Origin of the sequence: Enterobacter sp. DC4 (assembly GCF_000568095.1) — a bacterium.
GTDB classification, from domain to species: Bacteria; Pseudomonadota; Gammaproteobacteria; order Enterobacterales; family Enterobacteriaceae; genus Enterobacter; species Enterobacter pseudoroggenkampii.
Genome location: NZ_AZUB01000004.1, coordinates 209,027 through 224,068, shown reverse-complemented (window position 1 = coordinate 224,068; position 15,042 = coordinate 209,027). Strand labels below are relative to the sequence as shown.

Annotated in this window: 14 protein-coding genes; 12 read left to right on the top strand and 2 right to left on the bottom strand. The window is 57.6% G+C overall.

Annotation, left to right across the window (positions count from 1 at the left end):
* The first annotated feature begins 1 nt into the window (after position 1).
* From nuoE to nuoN, 10 genes are all read left to right on the top strand, one after another.
* Positions 2–502 carry an NADH-quinone oxidoreductase subunit NuoE gene (gene nuoE, locus P349_RS11050; RefSeq protein WP_006176513.1) on the top strand — a complete coding sequence of 167 codons (501 nt, stop codon included), beginning with the start codon at positions 2–4 and terminating at the stop codon, positions 500–502.
* A complete protein-coding gene (gene nuoF, locus P349_RS11055; protein WP_008500209.1) occupies positions 499–1,836 on the top strand; it encodes an NADH-quinone oxidoreductase subunit NuoF in 1,338 nt (445 codons plus the stop codon). The genes nuoE and nuoF overlap by 4 nt, the downstream gene beginning before the upstream one ends.
* A 55-nt stretch (positions 1,837–1,891) precedes the next feature.
* Positions 1,892–4,615 carry an NADH-quinone oxidoreductase subunit NuoG gene (gene nuoG / locus P349_RS11060; protein WP_032646610.1) on the top strand — a complete coding sequence of 908 codons (2,724 nt, stop codon included), beginning with the start codon at positions 1,892–1,894 and terminating at the stop codon, positions 4,613–4,615.
* Entirely contained in the window at positions 4,612–5,589 is a 978-nt protein-coding gene (nuoH, locus tag P349_RS11065; protein WP_008500211.1) for an NADH-quinone oxidoreductase subunit NuoH, read from the top strand. The genes nuoG and nuoH overlap by 4 nt, the downstream gene beginning before the upstream one ends.
* A gap of 13 nt (positions 5,590–5,602) precedes the next feature.
* Positions 5,603–6,145 carry an NADH-quinone oxidoreductase subunit NuoI gene (nuoI, locus tag P349_RS11070; RefSeq protein WP_003861491.1) on the top strand — a complete coding sequence of 181 codons (543 nt, stop codon included), beginning with the start codon at positions 5,603–5,605 and terminating at the stop codon, positions 6,143–6,145.
* 10 nt (positions 6,146–6,155) lie between these two features.
* Positions 6,156–6,710, top strand: coding sequence for an NADH-quinone oxidoreductase subunit J (gene nuoJ, locus P349_RS11075; protein ID WP_008500212.1), 555 nt, complete (start codon positions 6,156–6,158; stop codon positions 6,708–6,710).
* Positions 6,707–7,009 (top strand): NADH-quinone oxidoreductase subunit NuoK, encoded by a 303-nt coding sequence (gene nuoK, locus P349_RS11080; RefSeq protein WP_003861496.1) that lies wholly within the window; start codon positions 6,707–6,709, stop codon positions 7,007–7,009. Before nuoJ ends, nuoK begins: the two co-directional genes overlap by 4 nt.
* Positions 7,006–8,847 carry an NADH-quinone oxidoreductase subunit L gene (gene nuoL, locus P349_RS11085; RefSeq protein WP_024908969.1) on the top strand — a complete coding sequence of 614 codons (1,842 nt, stop codon included), beginning with the start codon at positions 7,006–7,008 and terminating at the stop codon, positions 8,845–8,847. The genes nuoK and nuoL overlap by 4 nt, the downstream gene beginning before the upstream one ends.
* Positions 8,848–9,006: 159 nt before the next feature.
* A complete protein-coding gene (nuoM, locus tag P349_RS11090) occupies positions 9,007–10,536 on the top strand; it encodes an NADH-quinone oxidoreductase subunit M (RefSeq protein WP_024908970.1) in 1,530 nt (509 codons plus the stop codon).
* Between the two features lie 6 nt (positions 10,537–10,542).
* Positions 10,543–12,000 (top strand): NADH-quinone oxidoreductase subunit NuoN, encoded by a 1,458-nt coding sequence (gene nuoN, locus P349_RS11095; protein WP_024908971.1) that lies wholly within the window; start codon positions 10,543–10,545, stop codon positions 11,998–12,000.
* A 92-nt stretch (positions 12,001–12,092) separates the two neighbouring features.
* Here the strand turns inward: nuoN and P349_RS11100 are convergent, their stop codons facing one another.
* Together P349_RS11100 and rbn are read right to left on the bottom strand one after the other, a co-directional pair.
* Positions 12,093–13,097, bottom strand: a complete 1,005-nt coding sequence (locus tag P349_RS11100; protein ID WP_024908219.1) for a chemotaxis protein — start codon at positions 13,095–13,097, stop codon at positions 12,093–12,095.
* A 64-nt stretch (positions 13,098–13,161) separates the two neighbouring features.
* Entirely contained in the window at positions 13,162–14,079 is a 918-nt protein-coding gene (gene rbn, locus P349_RS11105; protein WP_032646608.1) for a ribonuclease BN, read from the bottom strand.
* A 71-nt stretch (positions 14,080–14,150) separates the two neighbouring features.
* On the opposite strand from rbn, the gene P349_RS11110 reads away from it, so the two are divergent.
* Positions 14,151–14,612, top strand: coding sequence for a GNAT family N-acetyltransferase (locus P349_RS11110; protein WP_032646607.1), 462 nt, complete (start codon positions 14,151–14,153; stop codon positions 14,610–14,612).
* Positions 14,613–14,665: 53 nt separating this feature from the next.
* The gene (gene elaB / locus P349_RS11115) at positions 14,666–14,971 is read left to right on the top strand and encodes a stress response protein ElaB (protein ID WP_008500219.1); all 306 of its coding nucleotides are present in this window, start codon (positions 14,666–14,668) and stop codon (positions 14,969–14,971) included.
* Positions 14,972–15,042: the final 71 nt, after the last annotated feature.

The following is a 15,042-nucleotide window of genomic DNA, read 5'->3' as shown; positions in this document are numbered from 1 at the left end:
TATGCACGAGAATCAACAACCACAAACCGAGGCTTTTGAGCTGAGTGAAGCAGAACGTGCCGCTATTGAGCACGAGATGCACCACTACGAAGACCCGCGTGCGGCGTCCATTGAAGCGCTGAAAATCGTACAGAAACAGCGTGGTTGGGTGCCGGATGGGGCGATCTATGAGATCGCGAAAGTGCTGGGTATTCCGGCAAGTGACGTAGAAGGCGTAGCCACGTTCTACAGCCAGATCTTCCGTCAGCCGGTAGGCCGCCATGTGATCCGCTACTGTGACAGCGTAGTCTGCCACATCACCGGTTATCAGGGCATTCAGGCTGCGATTGAGAAGAAGCTCAATATCAAGCCGGGCCAGACCACGTTCGATGGACGCTTTACTCTGCTGCCAACCTGCTGCCTGGGTAACTGCGACAAGGGGCCGACCATGATGATTGATGAGGACACTCACAGCCATCTGACGCCGGAAGCGATTCCTGACCTGCTGGAGCAGTACAAATGAAAACTGTAATTCGTACTGCTGAGACGCATCCGCTGACCTGGCGTCTGCGCGATGACAAACAGCCGGTATGGCTCGACGAATACCAGAGCAAAAACGGCTATGCCGGCGCGCGTAAAGCCCTTGGCGGCATGGCGCCGGACGACATCGTTAACGCGGTAAAAGAGTCTGGCCTGAAAGGCCGCGGCGGCGCGGGCTTCTCCACCGGTCTGAAGTGGAGCCTGATGCCAAAAGACGAATCCATGAATATCCGTTACCTGCTGTGTAACGCCGATGAAATGGAGCCGGGCACCTATAAAGACCGCCTGCTGATGGAACAACTGCCGCACCTGCTGGTGGAAGGCATGCTGATCTCCGCGTTTGCGCTGAAAGCGTACCGTGGCTACATCTTCTTGCGCGGTGAGTACATCGAAGCGGCGGAAAACCTGCGTCGCGCGATTGCCGAAGCCACCGAAGCGGGCCTGCTCGGTAAAAACATCCTGGGCACCGGCTTTGACTTCGAACTGTTCGTGCACACCGGCGCCGGGCGTTACATCTGCGGTGAAGAAACCGCGCTGATTAACTCCCTGGAAGGCCGCCGCGCGAACCCGCGTTCCAAGCCACCGTTCCCGGCAAGCTCCGGCGTATGGGGTAAACCGACCTGCGTAAACAACGTCGAAACCCTGTGTAACGTTCCGGCTATCCTCGCCAACGGCGTGGAGTGGTATCAGGGCATCTCCTCAAGCAAAGATGCCGGTACCAAGCTGATGGGCTTCTCCGGTCGCGTTAAAAATCCTGGCGTCTGGGAACTGCCGTTCGGTACTACCGCACGTGAAATTCTTGAAGACTACGCGGGCGGCATGCGCGATGGCCTGAAATTCAAAGCCTGGCAGCCGGGTGGGGCAGGGACTGACTTCCTGACCGAAGCCCACCTTGACCTGCCGATGGAATTCGAAAGCATTGGTAAAGCAGGCAGCCGTCTGGGTACGGCGCTGGCGATGGCCGTCGACCACGAGATCGGCATGGTCTCGCTGGTGCGTAACCTGGAAGAGTTCTTCGCCCGCGAGTCCTGCGGCTGGTGTACACCGTGCCGTGATGGTCTGCCGTGGAGCGTGAAGATCCTGCGTGCAATCGAACGTGGCGAAGGCCAGCCTGGCGATATCGAGACGCTTGAGCAACTGTGTCGATTCTTAGGCCCGGGTAAAACCTTCTGTGCCCACGCACCGGGTGCCGTCGAACCTCTGCAGAGCGCGATCAAATATTTCCGCGACGAGTTCGAAGCAGGCATCAAGCAGCCGTTCAGCAATACCCATGCAATCAATGGGATTCAGCCGAACCTGCTTAAAGCGCGCTGGTAACGACAAGAATTTTGATTAACGCTCGGTTTCGACCGAGCCAACTGGAAGCATGCTAATGGCTACGATTCATGTAGACGGCAAAGAATACGAAGTCAACGGGGCGGACAACCTGCTGGAAGCTTGTCTGTCTCTTGGCCTCGATATTCCGTACTTTTGCTGGCATCCGGCGCTGGGCAGCGTCGGTGCTTGCCGCCAGTGTGCGGTGAAGCAATATCAAAACGCGGAAGACACGCGTGGTCGCCTGGTGATGTCCTGTATGACGCCAGCCACCGAAGGCACCTTTATTTCGATTGATGACGAAGAAGCCAAACAGTTCCGCGAAAGCGTGGTGGAGTGGTTGATGACCAACCACCCGCACGACTGTCCGGTTTGTGAAGAGGGCGGTAACTGCCACCTTCAGGATATGACCGTGATGACCGGTCACAGCTTCCGTCGCTATCGCTTTACCAAGCGTACCCACCGTAACCAGGACCTGGGGCCGTTCATCTCTCACGAAATGAACCGCTGCATCGCCTGCTACCGCTGCGTGCGTTACTACAAAGACTATGCAGACGGTCAGGATCTGGGCGTGTATGGCGCGCATGACAACGTCTACTTCGGCCGTCCGGAAGACGGCGTGCTGGAGAGCGAATTCTCCGGTAACCTGGTAGAAATCTGCCCGACCGGCGTCTTCACGGATAAAACCCACTCCGAGCGTTACAACCGTAAATGGGACATGCAGTTTGCGCCAAGCATCTGCCAGCAGTGTTCCCTCGGCTGTAACACCAGCCCGGGTGAGCGCTACGGCGAGCTGCGCCGTATCGAAAACCGTTACAACGGCACCGTTAACCACTACTTCCTCTGCGACCGCGGTCGTTTCGGCTATGGCTATGTGAACCTGAAAGACCGTCCGCGTCAGCCGGTTCAGCGCCGTGGCGACGACTTCATTACCCTGAACGCTGAACAGGCGATGCAGGGCGCGGCAGATATTCTGCGCCAGTCGAAGAAAGTGATCGGTATCGGCTCCCCGCGCGCCAGCATCGAAAGCAACTTCGCGCTGCGCGAGCTGGTCGGGGCGGAAAACTTCTATACCGGTATCGCCCAGGGCGAGCAGGAACGTCTGCAGCTGGTACTGAAAGTGCTGCGTGAAGGCGGTATTCACACCCCTGCGCTGCGCGAAATCGAATCCTATGATGCAGTCCTGGTTCTGGGTGAAGACCTGACGCAGACGGGCGCACGCGCGGCTCTGGCGGTTCGTCAGGCGGTGAAGGGTAAAGCACGTGAAATGGCGGCGGCGCAGAAAGTGGCTGACTGGCAGATTGCGGCGATCCTGAACATCGGTCAGCGCGCGAAGCATCCTCTGTTTGTGACCAACGTCGACAACACCCGTCTGGACGACATCGCGGCGTGGACCTACTGTGCACCGGTTGAAGATCAGGCGCGCCTTGGCTTTGCCATTGCCCACGCGTTGGACAGCAACTCTCCGGCGGTAGAACTGGATCGCGACCTGCAGAACAAGGTTGACGTGATTGTTCAGGCCCTGGCAGGTGCGAAGAAACCGCTGATTATTTCCGGGACCAACGCCGGCAGCGCTGAGATCATTCAGGCGGCAGCCAATGTGGCCAAAGCCCTGAAAGGCCGCGGTGCGGACGTTGGCGTGACCATGATTGCCCGTGCGGTGAACAGCATTGGTCTGGGCATGATCGGCGGTGGCTCGCTGGAAGCTGCGTTAAGTGAACTGGAATCCGGTTCTGCTGACGCCGTTGTGGTGCTGGAAAACGACCTGCATCGCCACGCCTCTGCCGCTCGCGTTGACGCCGCGCTCTCCAAAGCGCCGCTGGTGATGGTCATTGACCATCAGCGCACCGCGATCATGGACAAAGCGCACCTGGTGCTCTCTGCGGCAAGCTTCGCAGAAAGCGACGGTACGGTTATTAACAACGAAGGCCGCGCCCAGCGTTTCTTCCAGGTTTATGACCCGGCTTACTACGACAGCAACACCGTGATGCTGGAAAGCTGGCGCTGGCTGCACTCCCTGCACAGCACCGTGCAGAGCCGTGAAGTGGACTGGACGCAGCTCGACCACGTTATCGACGCGGTAGTGGAAAAACTGCCTCAGCTGGCAGGCATTAAAGATGCCGCGCCTGAAGCAAGCTTCCGCATTCGCGGCCAGAAACTGGCGCGTGAACCGCACCGTTACAGCGGCCGTACCGCAATGCGCGCCAATATCAGCGTGCACGAACCGCGCCAGCCGCAGGATAAAGACACCATGTTCGCCTTCTCCATGGAAGGGAACAACCAGCCGTCTGCACCGCGTTCGCAAATCCCGTTCGCATGGGCACCGGGCTGGAACTCCCCGCAGGCATGGAACAAGTTCCAGGCTGAAGTGGGCGGCTCCCTGCGCCACGGCGATCCGGGCGTGCGTCTGATAGAAGCTTCCGAAACCGGTCTGGACTTCTTCACATCCGTTCCGGCGAGCTTCCAGGCGCAGGAAGGCAACTGGCGTATTGCGCCGTACTACCATCTGTTCGGTAGCGACGAGCTGTCCCAGCGTTCACCGGTCTTCCAGACCCGTATGCCGCAGCCGTACATCAAGCTCAACCCGGCGGATGCCGCGAAGCTTGGCGTTAACGCGGGCGCGAACATTGCCTTTAGCTATGACGGCCAGACCATCAGCCTGCCGCTGATTATTTCTGAAAGTCTGACAGCAGGGCAGGTCGGTCTGCCGATGGGTATGCCTGGCATCGCGCCGGTTCTGGCGGGTGCGCGTCTTGATAATCTGCAGGAGGCAAAAGCATGAGTTGGTTAACGCCGGATCTTATCGACATCCTGCTGAGCATTCTGAAAGCGATTGTTATCCTGCTGGTGGTGGTCACCTGCGGCGCGTTCATGAGCTTTGGTGAACGTCGTCTGCTCGGTCTGTTCCAGAACCGTTACGGACCGAACCGCGTGGGCTGGGGTGGTTCACTCCAGCTGGTCGCGGACATGATCAAGATGTTCTTTAAAGAGGACTGGATCCCGCGCTTCTCGGATCGCGTGATCTTTACTCTGGCACCGATGATCGCCTTCACCTCGCTGCTGCTGGCGTTTGCTATCGTGCCGGTCAGCCCGACCTGGGTGGTCGCTGACCTGAACATCGGCATTCTGTTCTTCCTGATGATGGCAGGCCTCGCGGTTTACGCAGTCCTGTTCGCAGGCTGGTCCAGTAACAACAAATACTCGCTGCTGGGTGCGATGCGTGCTTCCGCGCAGACCCTGAGCTACGAAGTGTTCCTGGGTCTCTCCCTGATGGGCGTGGTGGCGCAGGCCGGTTCATTCAACATGACCGACATCGTCAACAACCAGGCCGACATCTGGAACGTTATTCCGCAGTTCTTTGGGTTTATTACCTTTGCCATCGCGGGCGTGGCCGTGTGTCACCGTCACCCGTTTGACCAGCCAGAAGCCGAACAGGAACTGGCCGACGGTTACCACATCGAATATTCCGGTATGAAATTCGGTCTGTTCTTCGTGGGCGAGTACATCGGTATTGTCACCATTTCCGCGTTGATGGTAACGCTGTTCTTCGGTGGCTGGCATGGCCCGTTCTTACCGCCGTTCATCTGGTTCGCGCTGAAAACCGCGTTCTTCATGATGATGTTCATTTTGATTCGCGCAGCGTTACCGCGTCCGCGTTATGACCAGGTAATGTCCTTCGGCTGGAAAGTGTGCCTGCCGCTGACGCTCGTCAACTTGTTGGTAACGGCGGCTGTCATTCTCTGGCAGCAGCCATAAGGGGCTATAGACCATGACCTTAAAAGAATTACTGGTAGGCTTCGGTACCCAGGTACGCAGTATCTGGATGATCGGCCTGCACGCGTTTGCCAAACGCGAAACCCGGATGTACCCGGAAGAGCCGGTATATCTGCCGCCGCGCTACCGTGGCCGTATCGTGCTGACGCGCGACCCGGACGGTTCCGAGCGCTGCGTTGCCTGTAACCTGTGTGCGGTAGCGTGCCCGGTCGGCTGTATCTCTCTGCAGAAAGCCGAGACGGTAGACGGTCGCTGGTACCCTGAGTTCTTCCGCATCAACTTCTCACGCTGCATCTTCTGCGGTCTGTGTGAAGAAGCGTGCCCAACCACGGCGATTCAGCTGACTCCAGACTTCGAGCTGGGTGAGTACAAGCGTCAGGACCTGGTGTACGAGAAAGAGGATCTGCTGATTTCCGGTCCGGGCAAATACCCGGAATATAACTTCTACCGGATGGCGGGTATGGCAATCGACGGCAAAGATAAGGGCGAAGCAGAGAACGAAGCTAAGCCTATCGACGTCAAGAGCCTGTTACCGTAAGGAGAGGGCAATGGAATTCGCTTTTTATATCTGTGGCCTTATCGCCATCCTGGCTACGCTGCGAGTGATCACGCACACCAATCCGGTGCATGCGCTGCTGTACTTAATCATCTCGCTGCTGGCCATTTCCGGGGTGTTCTTTGCACTGGGCGCGCACTTCGCCGGTGCGCTGGAAATCATCGTCTACGCCGGGGCCATTATGGTGCTGTTCGTGTTCGTGGTGATGATGCTGAACCTGGGCGGCTCTGAAATTGAGCAGGAACGTCAGTGGTTAAAACCGCAGGTGTGGATTGGCCCGGCAATTCTGTCGGCCATCATGCTGGTGGTGATCGTTTACGCCATTCTGGGTGTTAACGATCAGGGCATCGACGGCACGCCGATTGGCGCGAAAGAGGTCGGTATCACGCTCTTTGGCCCATACGTTCTGGCAGTGGAACTGGCCTCAATGCTGCTGCTGGCAGGTCTGGTTGTGGCTTTCCACGTTGGCCGCGAAGAGCGTGCTGGCGAGGTGCTGAGCAACCGCACTGACGACCGCGCGAAAAGAAAAACGGAGGAGCGCGCATGATCCCCTTAACACATGGACTGATCCTCGCTGCGATTTTATTCGTTCTGGGTCTGACCGGTCTGGTTATCCGCCGCAATCTGCTGTTTATGCTGATCGGGCTGGAAATCATGATTAACGCCTCCGCGCTGGCCTTCGTGGTCGCCGGAAGCTACTGGGGCCAGACCGATGGTCAGGTGATGTACATTCTCGCCATCAGCCTCGCGGCTGCCGAAGCGAGTATTGGCCTGGCGCTGTTGCTCCAGCTCCATCGTCGCCGCCAGAATCTGAACATCGATTCAGTAAGTGAGTTGCGTGGATGAACATGCTTGCCTTAACCATTATTTTTCCGCTGATTGGCTTCGTGCTGCTGGCGTTTTCTCGCGGCCGCTGGTCTGAGAATCTGTCTGCAACCGTCGGCATGGGCTCTGTTGGCCTGGCCGCGCTGGTGACAGCGTATGCGGGTATCGACTTCTTTAACAACGGGCGTCAGCCTTTCAGCGTGCCGCTGTGGACATGGATGTCGGTCGGTGATTTCAACATCGGTTTCAACCTGGTGCTGGACGGCCTCTCGCTGACCATGCTCTCCGTGGTCACCGGTGTCGGCTTCCTGATCCACATGTTCGCCTCCTGGTATATGCGCGGTGAAGAGGGGTACTCCCGCTTCTTCGCCTACACCAACCTGTTTATCGCCAGCATGGTGGTTCTGGTTCTGGCCGATAACCTGCTGCTGATGTATCTGGGCTGGGAAGGCGTGGGTCTGTGTTCTTACCTGCTGATCGGTTTCTACTATACCGATCCGAAGAATGGCGCAGCGGCCATGAAAGCGTTCATCGTGACCCGCGTGGGTGACGTCTTCCTCGCTTTCGCGCTGTTCATTCTTTACAACGAACTGGGCACGCTGAACTTCCGCGAAATGGTGGAACTGGCGCCAGCGCACTTCGCCGCAGGCAATAACATGCTGTGGTGGGCAACGCTGATGCTGCTGGGTGGTGCTGTGGGTAAATCCGCGCAGCTGCCATTGCAGACATGGCTGGCAGACGCGATGGCGGGTCCAACCCCTGTCTCCGCGCTGATCCACGCTGCGACCATGGTTACCGCCGGTGTATACCTGATTGCGCGTACCCATGGCCTGTTCCTGATGACCCCGGAAATTCTGCATCTGGTGGGTATCGTCGGTGCGGTCACGCTGGTGCTGGCAGGCTTTGCCGCGCTGGTGCAGACCGACATCAAACGCGTTCTCGCGTACTCCACCATGAGCCAGATTGGTTACATGTTCCTGGCGCTGGGCGTTCAGGCGTGGGACGCAGCCATTTTCCACCTGATGACGCACGCGTTCTTTAAAGCGCTGCTGTTCCTCTCATCCGGTTCGGTGATTCTGGCCTGCCATCACGAGCAGAACATCTTCAAGATGGGCGGACTGCGTAAGTCCATTCCGCTGGTGTATGTCTGCTTCCTGGTGGGCGGCGCGGCGCTGGCGGCACTGCCGCTGATCACCGCGGGCTTCTTCAGTAAGGACGAAATCCTTGCGGGTGCCATGGCGAATGGTCATATCAATCTGATGGTTGCGGGTCTGGTCGGTGCGTTCATGACCTCCCTGTATACCTTCCGTATGATTTTCATCGTATTCCACGGTAAAGAACAAATTCACGCTCACGCAGGGAAGGGGATTACCCATCACCTGCCGCTGATTGTGCTGCTGGTACTGTCCACCTTCGTTGGCGCGATGATTGTGCCGCCGCTGCAGGGCGTACTGCCAGACACCACCGAGCTTGAGCACGGTCGCGTTCTGACGCTCGAAATCACCTCCGGTGTGGTCGCTATCGCGGGCATCCTGATCGCTGCATGGCTGTGGCTGGGCAAACGTACGCTGGTGACTGCCGTTGCCAACAGTGCGCCAGGCCGCCTGCTGGGCACCTGGTGGTACAACGCGTGGGGCTTCGACTGGCTGTACGACATGATCTTCGTTAAGCCGTTCCTGGGCATTGCGTGGCTGGTGAAGCGCGACCCACTGAACAGCCTGATGAATATCCCGGCGATCCTCTCCCGCTTTGCAGGTAAAGGCCTGCTGTACAGCGAGAACGGTTACCTGCGCTGGTATGTGGCGTCCATGAGCATCGGTGCGGTTGTCGTGCTGGCGCTGCTGATGGTGTTGCGATAGTGGTTTTGCCCGGTGGCGCTGCGCTTACCGGGCCTACGAGACCGTAGGTCGGGTAAGCGTGAGCGCCACCCGACACCACAAACCGCACTAACGCGTGAATTTTGTCGAATTTGTTGAAAATCGGTCCCTTAGGGACTTTAACAAGGAATAAAAATCGCCATGTTACTACCCTGGCTAATATTAATTCCCTTCATCGGCGGCTTCCTGTGCTGGCAGACTGAACGCTTTGGCGTGAAGATGCCGCGCTGGATCGCGCTGATCACCATGGGATTGACGCTCGCGCTTGGCCTGCAACTGTGGTTGCAGGGCGGTTACTCACTGACCCAGTCTGCGGGCATTCCGCAGTGGCAGTCTGAGTTCATCCTGCCGTGGATCCCGCGTTTCGGCATTACGATCCACCTGGCGATTGACGGTCTCTCACTGCTGATGGTGGTGCTGACCGGTCTGCTCGGCGTTCTGGCGGTACTTTGCTCCTGGCGAGAAATCGAAAAATACCAGGGCTTCTTCCACCTGAACCTGATGTGGATCCTGGGCGGCGTGATCGGCGTGTTCCTTGCCATCGACATGTTCCTGTTCTTCTTCTTCTGGGAGATGATGCTGGTGCCGATGTACTTCCTGATCGCGCTGTGGGGCCACAAGGCGTCCGACGGTAAAACGCGTATCACGGCGGCAACCAAGTTCTTCATCTATACCCAGGCGAGTGGTCTGGTGATGTTGATTGCCATTCTGGCGCTGGTGTTTGTTCACCACAACGCGACCGGAACCTGGACCTTCAACTACGAAGAACTGCTGAAGACGCCAATGTCCCACGGCGTTGAATACCTGCTGATGCTGGGCTTCTTCATCGCCTTCGCGGTGAAAATGCCGGTGGTTCCGTTGCACGGCTGGCTGCCAGACGCGCACTCTCAGGCACCAACAGCGGGTTCCGTTGACCTGGCGGGCATCTTGCTGAAAACGGCGGCCTACGGTCTGCTGCGTTTCGCTCTGCCGCTGTTCCCGAACGCCTCAGCAGAATTCGCACCGATTGCCATGTGGCTGGGTGTGATCGGTATCTTCTACGGTGCCTGGATGGCCTTCACGCAGTACGACATCAAGCGTCTGATTGCCTACACCTCCGTTTCCCACATGGGCTTCGTGCTGATTGCTATCTACACCGGCAGCCAGCTGGCGTACCAGGGCGCGGTGATCCAGATGATTGCGCACGGTCTGTCCGCAGCCGGCCTCTTCATCCTGTGTGGTCAGCTGTATGAACGTCTGCATACCCGCGACATGCGTATGATGGGCGGCCTGTGGAGCAAAATTAAGTGGCTGCCGGCGCTGTCCATGTTCTTCGCGGTTGCCACCCTGGGGATGCCAGGTACCGGTAACTTCGTCGGCGAATTTATGATTCTGTTCGGCAGCTTCAAAGTGGTACCGGTGATTACCGTGATCTCCACCTTTGGTCTGGTGTTCGCTTCCGTGTACTCGCTGGCGATGCTGCACCGCGCGTACTTCGGTAAAGCGAAGAGCGAAATTGCTGCACAAGAACTGCCGGGGATGTCGCTGCGTGAGCTGTTCATCATCCTGCTGCTGGTCGTACTGCTGGTGCTGCTGGGCTTCTTCCCGCAGCCGATTCTGGATACCTCGCACAGCGCGATGGGCAATATCCAGCAGTGGTTTGTTAATTCTGTTTCTACTACAAGGCCGTAATTCGCCATGACAATAACTCCACAACAACTGATCGCGCTGCTACCGCTGCTGATCGTCGGATTGACGGTGGTGGTTGTGATGCTCTCCATTGCGTGGCGACGCAATCACTTCCTGAATGCCACGCTGTCGGTCATCGGCCTGAACGCCGCGTTAGTCTCCCTCTGGTTTGTTGGCCAGGGTGGGGCGATGGACGTCACCCCGCTGATGCGCGTTGACGGTTACGCCATGCTGTATACCGGTCTGGTGCTGCTGGCGAGCCTGGCAACCTGTACCTTTGCGTACCCGTGGCTCGAAGGCTACAACGACAACAAAGAAGAGTTTTACCTGCTGGTTCTGATTGCCGCGCTGGGCGGCATTCTGCTGGCGAATGCGAACCACCTGGCCGCACTGTTCCTCGGCATTGAGCTGATCTCTCTGCCGCTGTTCGGTCTGATTGGTTACGCCTTCCGCCAGAAGCGCTCCCTGGAAGCAAGCATCAAGTACACCATCCTGTCTGCGGCGGCGTCCTCGTTCCTGCTGTTTGGTATTGCGCTGGTGTACGCACAGTCCGGTAACCTCTCCTTCATGGCGCTCGGCAAGAGCCTCGGTGACGGCATGCTTCATGAGCCGCTGCTGCTGGCGGGTCTGGGCATGATGATCGTTGGCCTCGGCTTTAAACTCTCTCTGGTGCCGTTCCACCTGTGGACGCCAGACGTCTACCAGGGCGCTCCGGCTCCGGTGTCGACCTTCCTGGCGACGGCGAGCAAAATCGCTATCTTCGGTGTGGTCATGCGTCTGTTCCTGTACGCACCAGTGGGTGACAGCGAAGCGGTTCGCGTGGTGCTGGGCATTATCGCGTTCGTCTCCATCATCTTCGGTAACCTGATGGCGCTGAGCCAGACCAACATCAAGCGTCTGCTGGGCTACTCGTCTATCTCTCATCTGGGCTACTTGATGGTGGCGCTGATTGCGCTGCAGAGCGGTGAGATGTCGATGGAAGCCGTGGGCGTGTATCTGGCCGGCTACCTGTTCAGCAGCCTCGGCGCCTTCGGCGTGGTGAGCCTGATGTCCAGCCCGTACCGTGGTCCGGATGCCGATTCACTGTTCTCCTACCGTGGTCTGTTCTGGCACCGTCCGATCCTGTCCGCAGTGATGACCGTGATGATGCTCTCTCTGGCAGGTATTCCGATGACGCTCGGCTTTATCGGTAAGTTCTACGTGCTGGCCGTCGGTGTGCAGGCGCACCTGTGGTGGCTGACTGCGGGCGTGGTGATCGGCTCCGCGATTGGTCTCTACTACTACCTGCGCGTGGCCGTGAGCCTGTACCTGAGCGCACCTCAGCAGCTCAACCGCGATGCCCCAACCAACTGGCAGTACAGCGCTGGTGGTATCGTAGTGCTTATCTCCGCGCTGCTGGTGCTGATCTTCGGTATCTATCCGCAACCGCTGATTGATATCGTGCAGCGAGCAATGCCATTGATGTAAAAACAAAAAACCCGCCTCGGCGGGTTTTTTTATGGTTTTCTCCCTCTCCCCGTGGGAGAGGGTCGGGGTGAGGGCACCAGCCCGCACCATGCTTAAGCCAGCTGTTTGCGGCTAATTAACGGCCCGTCAATCTTCTTCATCGAGCGGTCCAGCACTTCCTCAATCACTGACGACAGCTCGTTCAGCTCAAACTTCGCCACATACCCGTCCGCCTTCACCTTACGAATATGGTCTTCGTTAGCGTTGCCGGAAAGGGAAGAGTGGATCACCACCGGAATATCTTTCAGTACCGGGTCGGTTTTGATTTTGCGCGTCAGCGTAAAACCGTCCATCTCCGGCATTTCGAGGTCGGTCAACACCAGCGCGATCTTATCGGTGATGGGAACACCCTCAGCCTGCGCCTGTGCGGCCAGAACCCCAATTTTTTCCCACGCCTCTTTGCCGGTGATATGCAGCTGGGCCGGGATCTCCATTGCCTGCAGACCTTTCTCCAGCATCGAGCGCGCCACTTTGGAGTCTTCCGCGACGATGGCGACAGCGCCTGGCTTGATATGGAATTTGGTGGTCTTCAGGTTCGTGGCGTGCAGATCGTGATTGGCCGGGGTGATGTCATACAGGATCTGCTCAACGTCCAGCACCATCGCCAGATCGTTGGTATCGGTCTTCTCGTCAAGACACGCGATACTGGTGATGTAGCGGCCGCTGACGGCGGTTTCCGCCGCGTGCACCTGCTTCCAGTCCAGACGCATGATGTTCTCAACCGATTCCACGGCAAACGCCTGCACGCTGCGCGCATATTCGGTGATCAGCAGAATGTTCAGCCCGGTGGTGGGCTTACAGCCCGCCACGGCGGCCAGGTCAATCACCGGGATCACCTGATCGCGAATATTCACCATTCCCATCAGCGGTGACTTCATCCCGGCGGGTTTCGTGAACTCCGGCATCGGCACAATTTCACGCAGCTTAAAGACGTTAATGCCAAACAGCTCAGATTTATTTTCGTTCAGAGAGGTGCCAAGACGGAACAGCAACAGTTCAAAACGGTTCGACAGGGTCAGATTCGCCCTGTCATCAATATCTTTCTGGAAATTATCCATTCTACCCTCGAGAGAAATGCTGACCTTTTAATCGTTATCGGCATCCTGAGGGAAAAATGAAGGACTAAACGCTGACCTGAGCGAAATCTTCGGCCAGCTCACATTCCGGAAACAGCGTGCGGCACTCTGCCAGCAGGCTTGCGCATCCCCGCGCATCGTAGCGCGAGCTGACGTGGGTGACGATGAGCCTCCCGACGCCCGCGTCACGGGCAAGCTGCGCCGCCTGACGCGTGGAGCTGTGTCCCCGGCTATTGGCTTTCTCTTCCATCGCCATTTCAAGCGTCGCTTCATGCACCATCACGTCCACGCCCTGGGCCAGCGTGAGCGCCGCCGGGCACGGGGCCGTATCGCCAAAAATCGCCAGCTTTTTGCCGGGCTGTGGGGCGGCGAGATAATCCTGGCCGTTGATGACGCGTCCGTCCTCCAGCGTGACGGTCTCTCCGTGCTTCAGACGCTGGAACAGCGGTCCGGGTTTTACGCCGTCGGCCATCAGCGCGGCGGCATCCAGCGCGCCGGGTTTGTCATGCGCTTCAATACGGTAGCCATAGCATTCCACTGGATGATTAAGTGGTTGAGCAGTAACCCGATAATCCCCGTCATCGAATACCAGGTCTTCGGTAATCTCAACGACCTCCAGCGGATAATCGGTCCATGATCCGCTCAGGCGCAGCGTGGTTTCAACAAATTCGCGAATACCCGCTGGCCCGTAAATCGTCAGCGGGTTGGCGTTACCGGCCATCGAGCGGCTGCACAGTAGGCCGGGAAGGCCAAACAGATGGTCGCCATGCAGATGGGTAATAAAAATTTTATCCAGCTTGCCGGGGTGATAAACGGTGTGTAACAGCTGATGCTGCGTCCCTTCACCACAGTCAAACAGCCACAGCCCGCCGCGGGTGGGGTGTTTAAGATCCAGCAGGATCGCCGTCACGTTCCGTGAGCGGGTTGGCACGCCAGCGGACGTACCCAGAAAAATCAGTTCCATAACGCAATCAGCCCTTTGCCGAACGGGGAGGGGTTTAGTATAACGTGATGAACCCCAGGAAGGAGACTGACATGATCCAGTGGCAAGATTTACACCATAGTGACCTCACCGTTCATTCACTTTACGCCCTGCTGAAGCTGCGCTGCGAAGTGTTTGTGGTTGAACAGACCTGCCCGTATCAGGACATCGACGGCGATGACCTCGTCGGCGAGAACCGCCATATCCTCGGCTGGCGGGATAACGAGCTGGTGGCGTATGCGAGGATTCTGAAAAGCGAAGACGATTTTGAGCCTGTTGTCATTGGCCGCGTCATCATCAGCGGCAAAGCGCGCGGTGAAAAACTCGGCTATCAGCTGATGGAAAAAACGCTGGAGGCGTGCCAGAAACAGTGGCCGGACAAAGCGTTATACTTGGGTGCGCAGGCGCACCTGCAGTCCTTCTACGACCACTTTGGTTTCGTGCCCGTCACCGAGGTGTACGATGAAGACGGCATTCCCCACATCGGCATGGCGCGGGAAGCGAAGCAGGCGTAATGACGAGTCGTTGGCTATAGTTAGCGGACTGGTGTACTAACATGGAGAAAAATATGTCATTTCAATCCTGGGATACCCGTATCGACGACGACCTGGCTTTACTGAGCGAAACGCTGGAAGAGGTGTTACGTTCCTCGGGCGACCCTGCCGATCAGAAATATATTGAGCTAAAAGCCCGCGCCGAGCAGGCGCTACATGAAGTGAAAAACCGCGTCAGCCATGCGTCAGATACTTACTACTACCGTGCCAAAAAAGCGGTGTACCGTGCCGATGATTACGTGCATGAAAAACCGTGGCAGGGCATTGGAGTAGGTGCTGCCGTAGGCCTGGTGCTGGGGCTGCTGTTAGCCCGTCGTTAAGCCGTTTAACCACTCCCTATACGTGGGTACTGATATTTCGTATGGTACCCCGTATAATACGAGGCTTTAAC

Coding starts and splice junctions, on each gene's coding strand:
- P349_RS11110 (WP_032646607.1), top strand. CDS start 14,151: ATGATCCAGTGGCAAGATTTACACCATAGTGACCTCACCGTTCATTCA.
- rbn (WP_032646608.1), bottom strand. CDS start 14,079: ATGGAACTGATTTTTCTGGGTACGTCCGCTGGCGTGCCAACCCGCTCA.
- nuoL (WP_024908969.1), top strand. CDS start 7,006: ATGAACATGCTTGCCTTAACCATTATTTTTCCGCTGATTGGCTTCGTG.
- nuoF (WP_008500209.1), top strand. CDS start 499: ATGAAAACTGTAATTCGTACTGCTGAGACGCATCCGCTGACCTGGCGT.
- nuoJ (WP_008500212.1), top strand. CDS start 6,156: ATGGAATTCGCTTTTTATATCTGTGGCCTTATCGCCATCCTGGCTACG.
- nuoK (WP_003861496.1), top strand. CDS start 6,707: ATGATCCCCTTAACACATGGACTGATCCTCGCTGCGATTTTATTCGTT.
- nuoN (WP_024908971.1), top strand. CDS start 10,543: ATGACAATAACTCCACAACAACTGATCGCGCTGCTACCGCTGCTGATC.
- nuoH (WP_008500211.1), top strand. CDS start 4,612: ATGAGTTGGTTAACGCCGGATCTTATCGACATCCTGCTGAGCATTCTG.
- P349_RS11100 (WP_024908219.1), bottom strand. CDS start 13,097: ATGGATAATTTCCAGAAAGATATTGATGACAGGGCGAATCTGACCCTG.
- nuoG (WP_032646610.1), top strand. CDS start 1,892: ATGGCTACGATTCATGTAGACGGCAAAGAATACGAAGTCAACGGGGCG.
- elaB (WP_008500219.1), top strand. CDS start 14,666: ATGTCATTTCAATCCTGGGATACCCGTATCGACGACGACCTGGCTTTA.
- nuoM (WP_024908970.1), top strand. CDS start 9,007: ATGTTACTACCCTGGCTAATATTAATTCCCTTCATCGGCGGCTTCCTG.
- nuoE (WP_006176513.1), top strand. CDS start 2: ATGCACGAGAATCAACAACCACAAACCGAGGCTTTTGAGCTGAGTGAA.
- nuoI (WP_003861491.1), top strand. CDS start 5,603: ATGACCTTAAAAGAATTACTGGTAGGCTTCGGTACCCAGGTACGCAGT.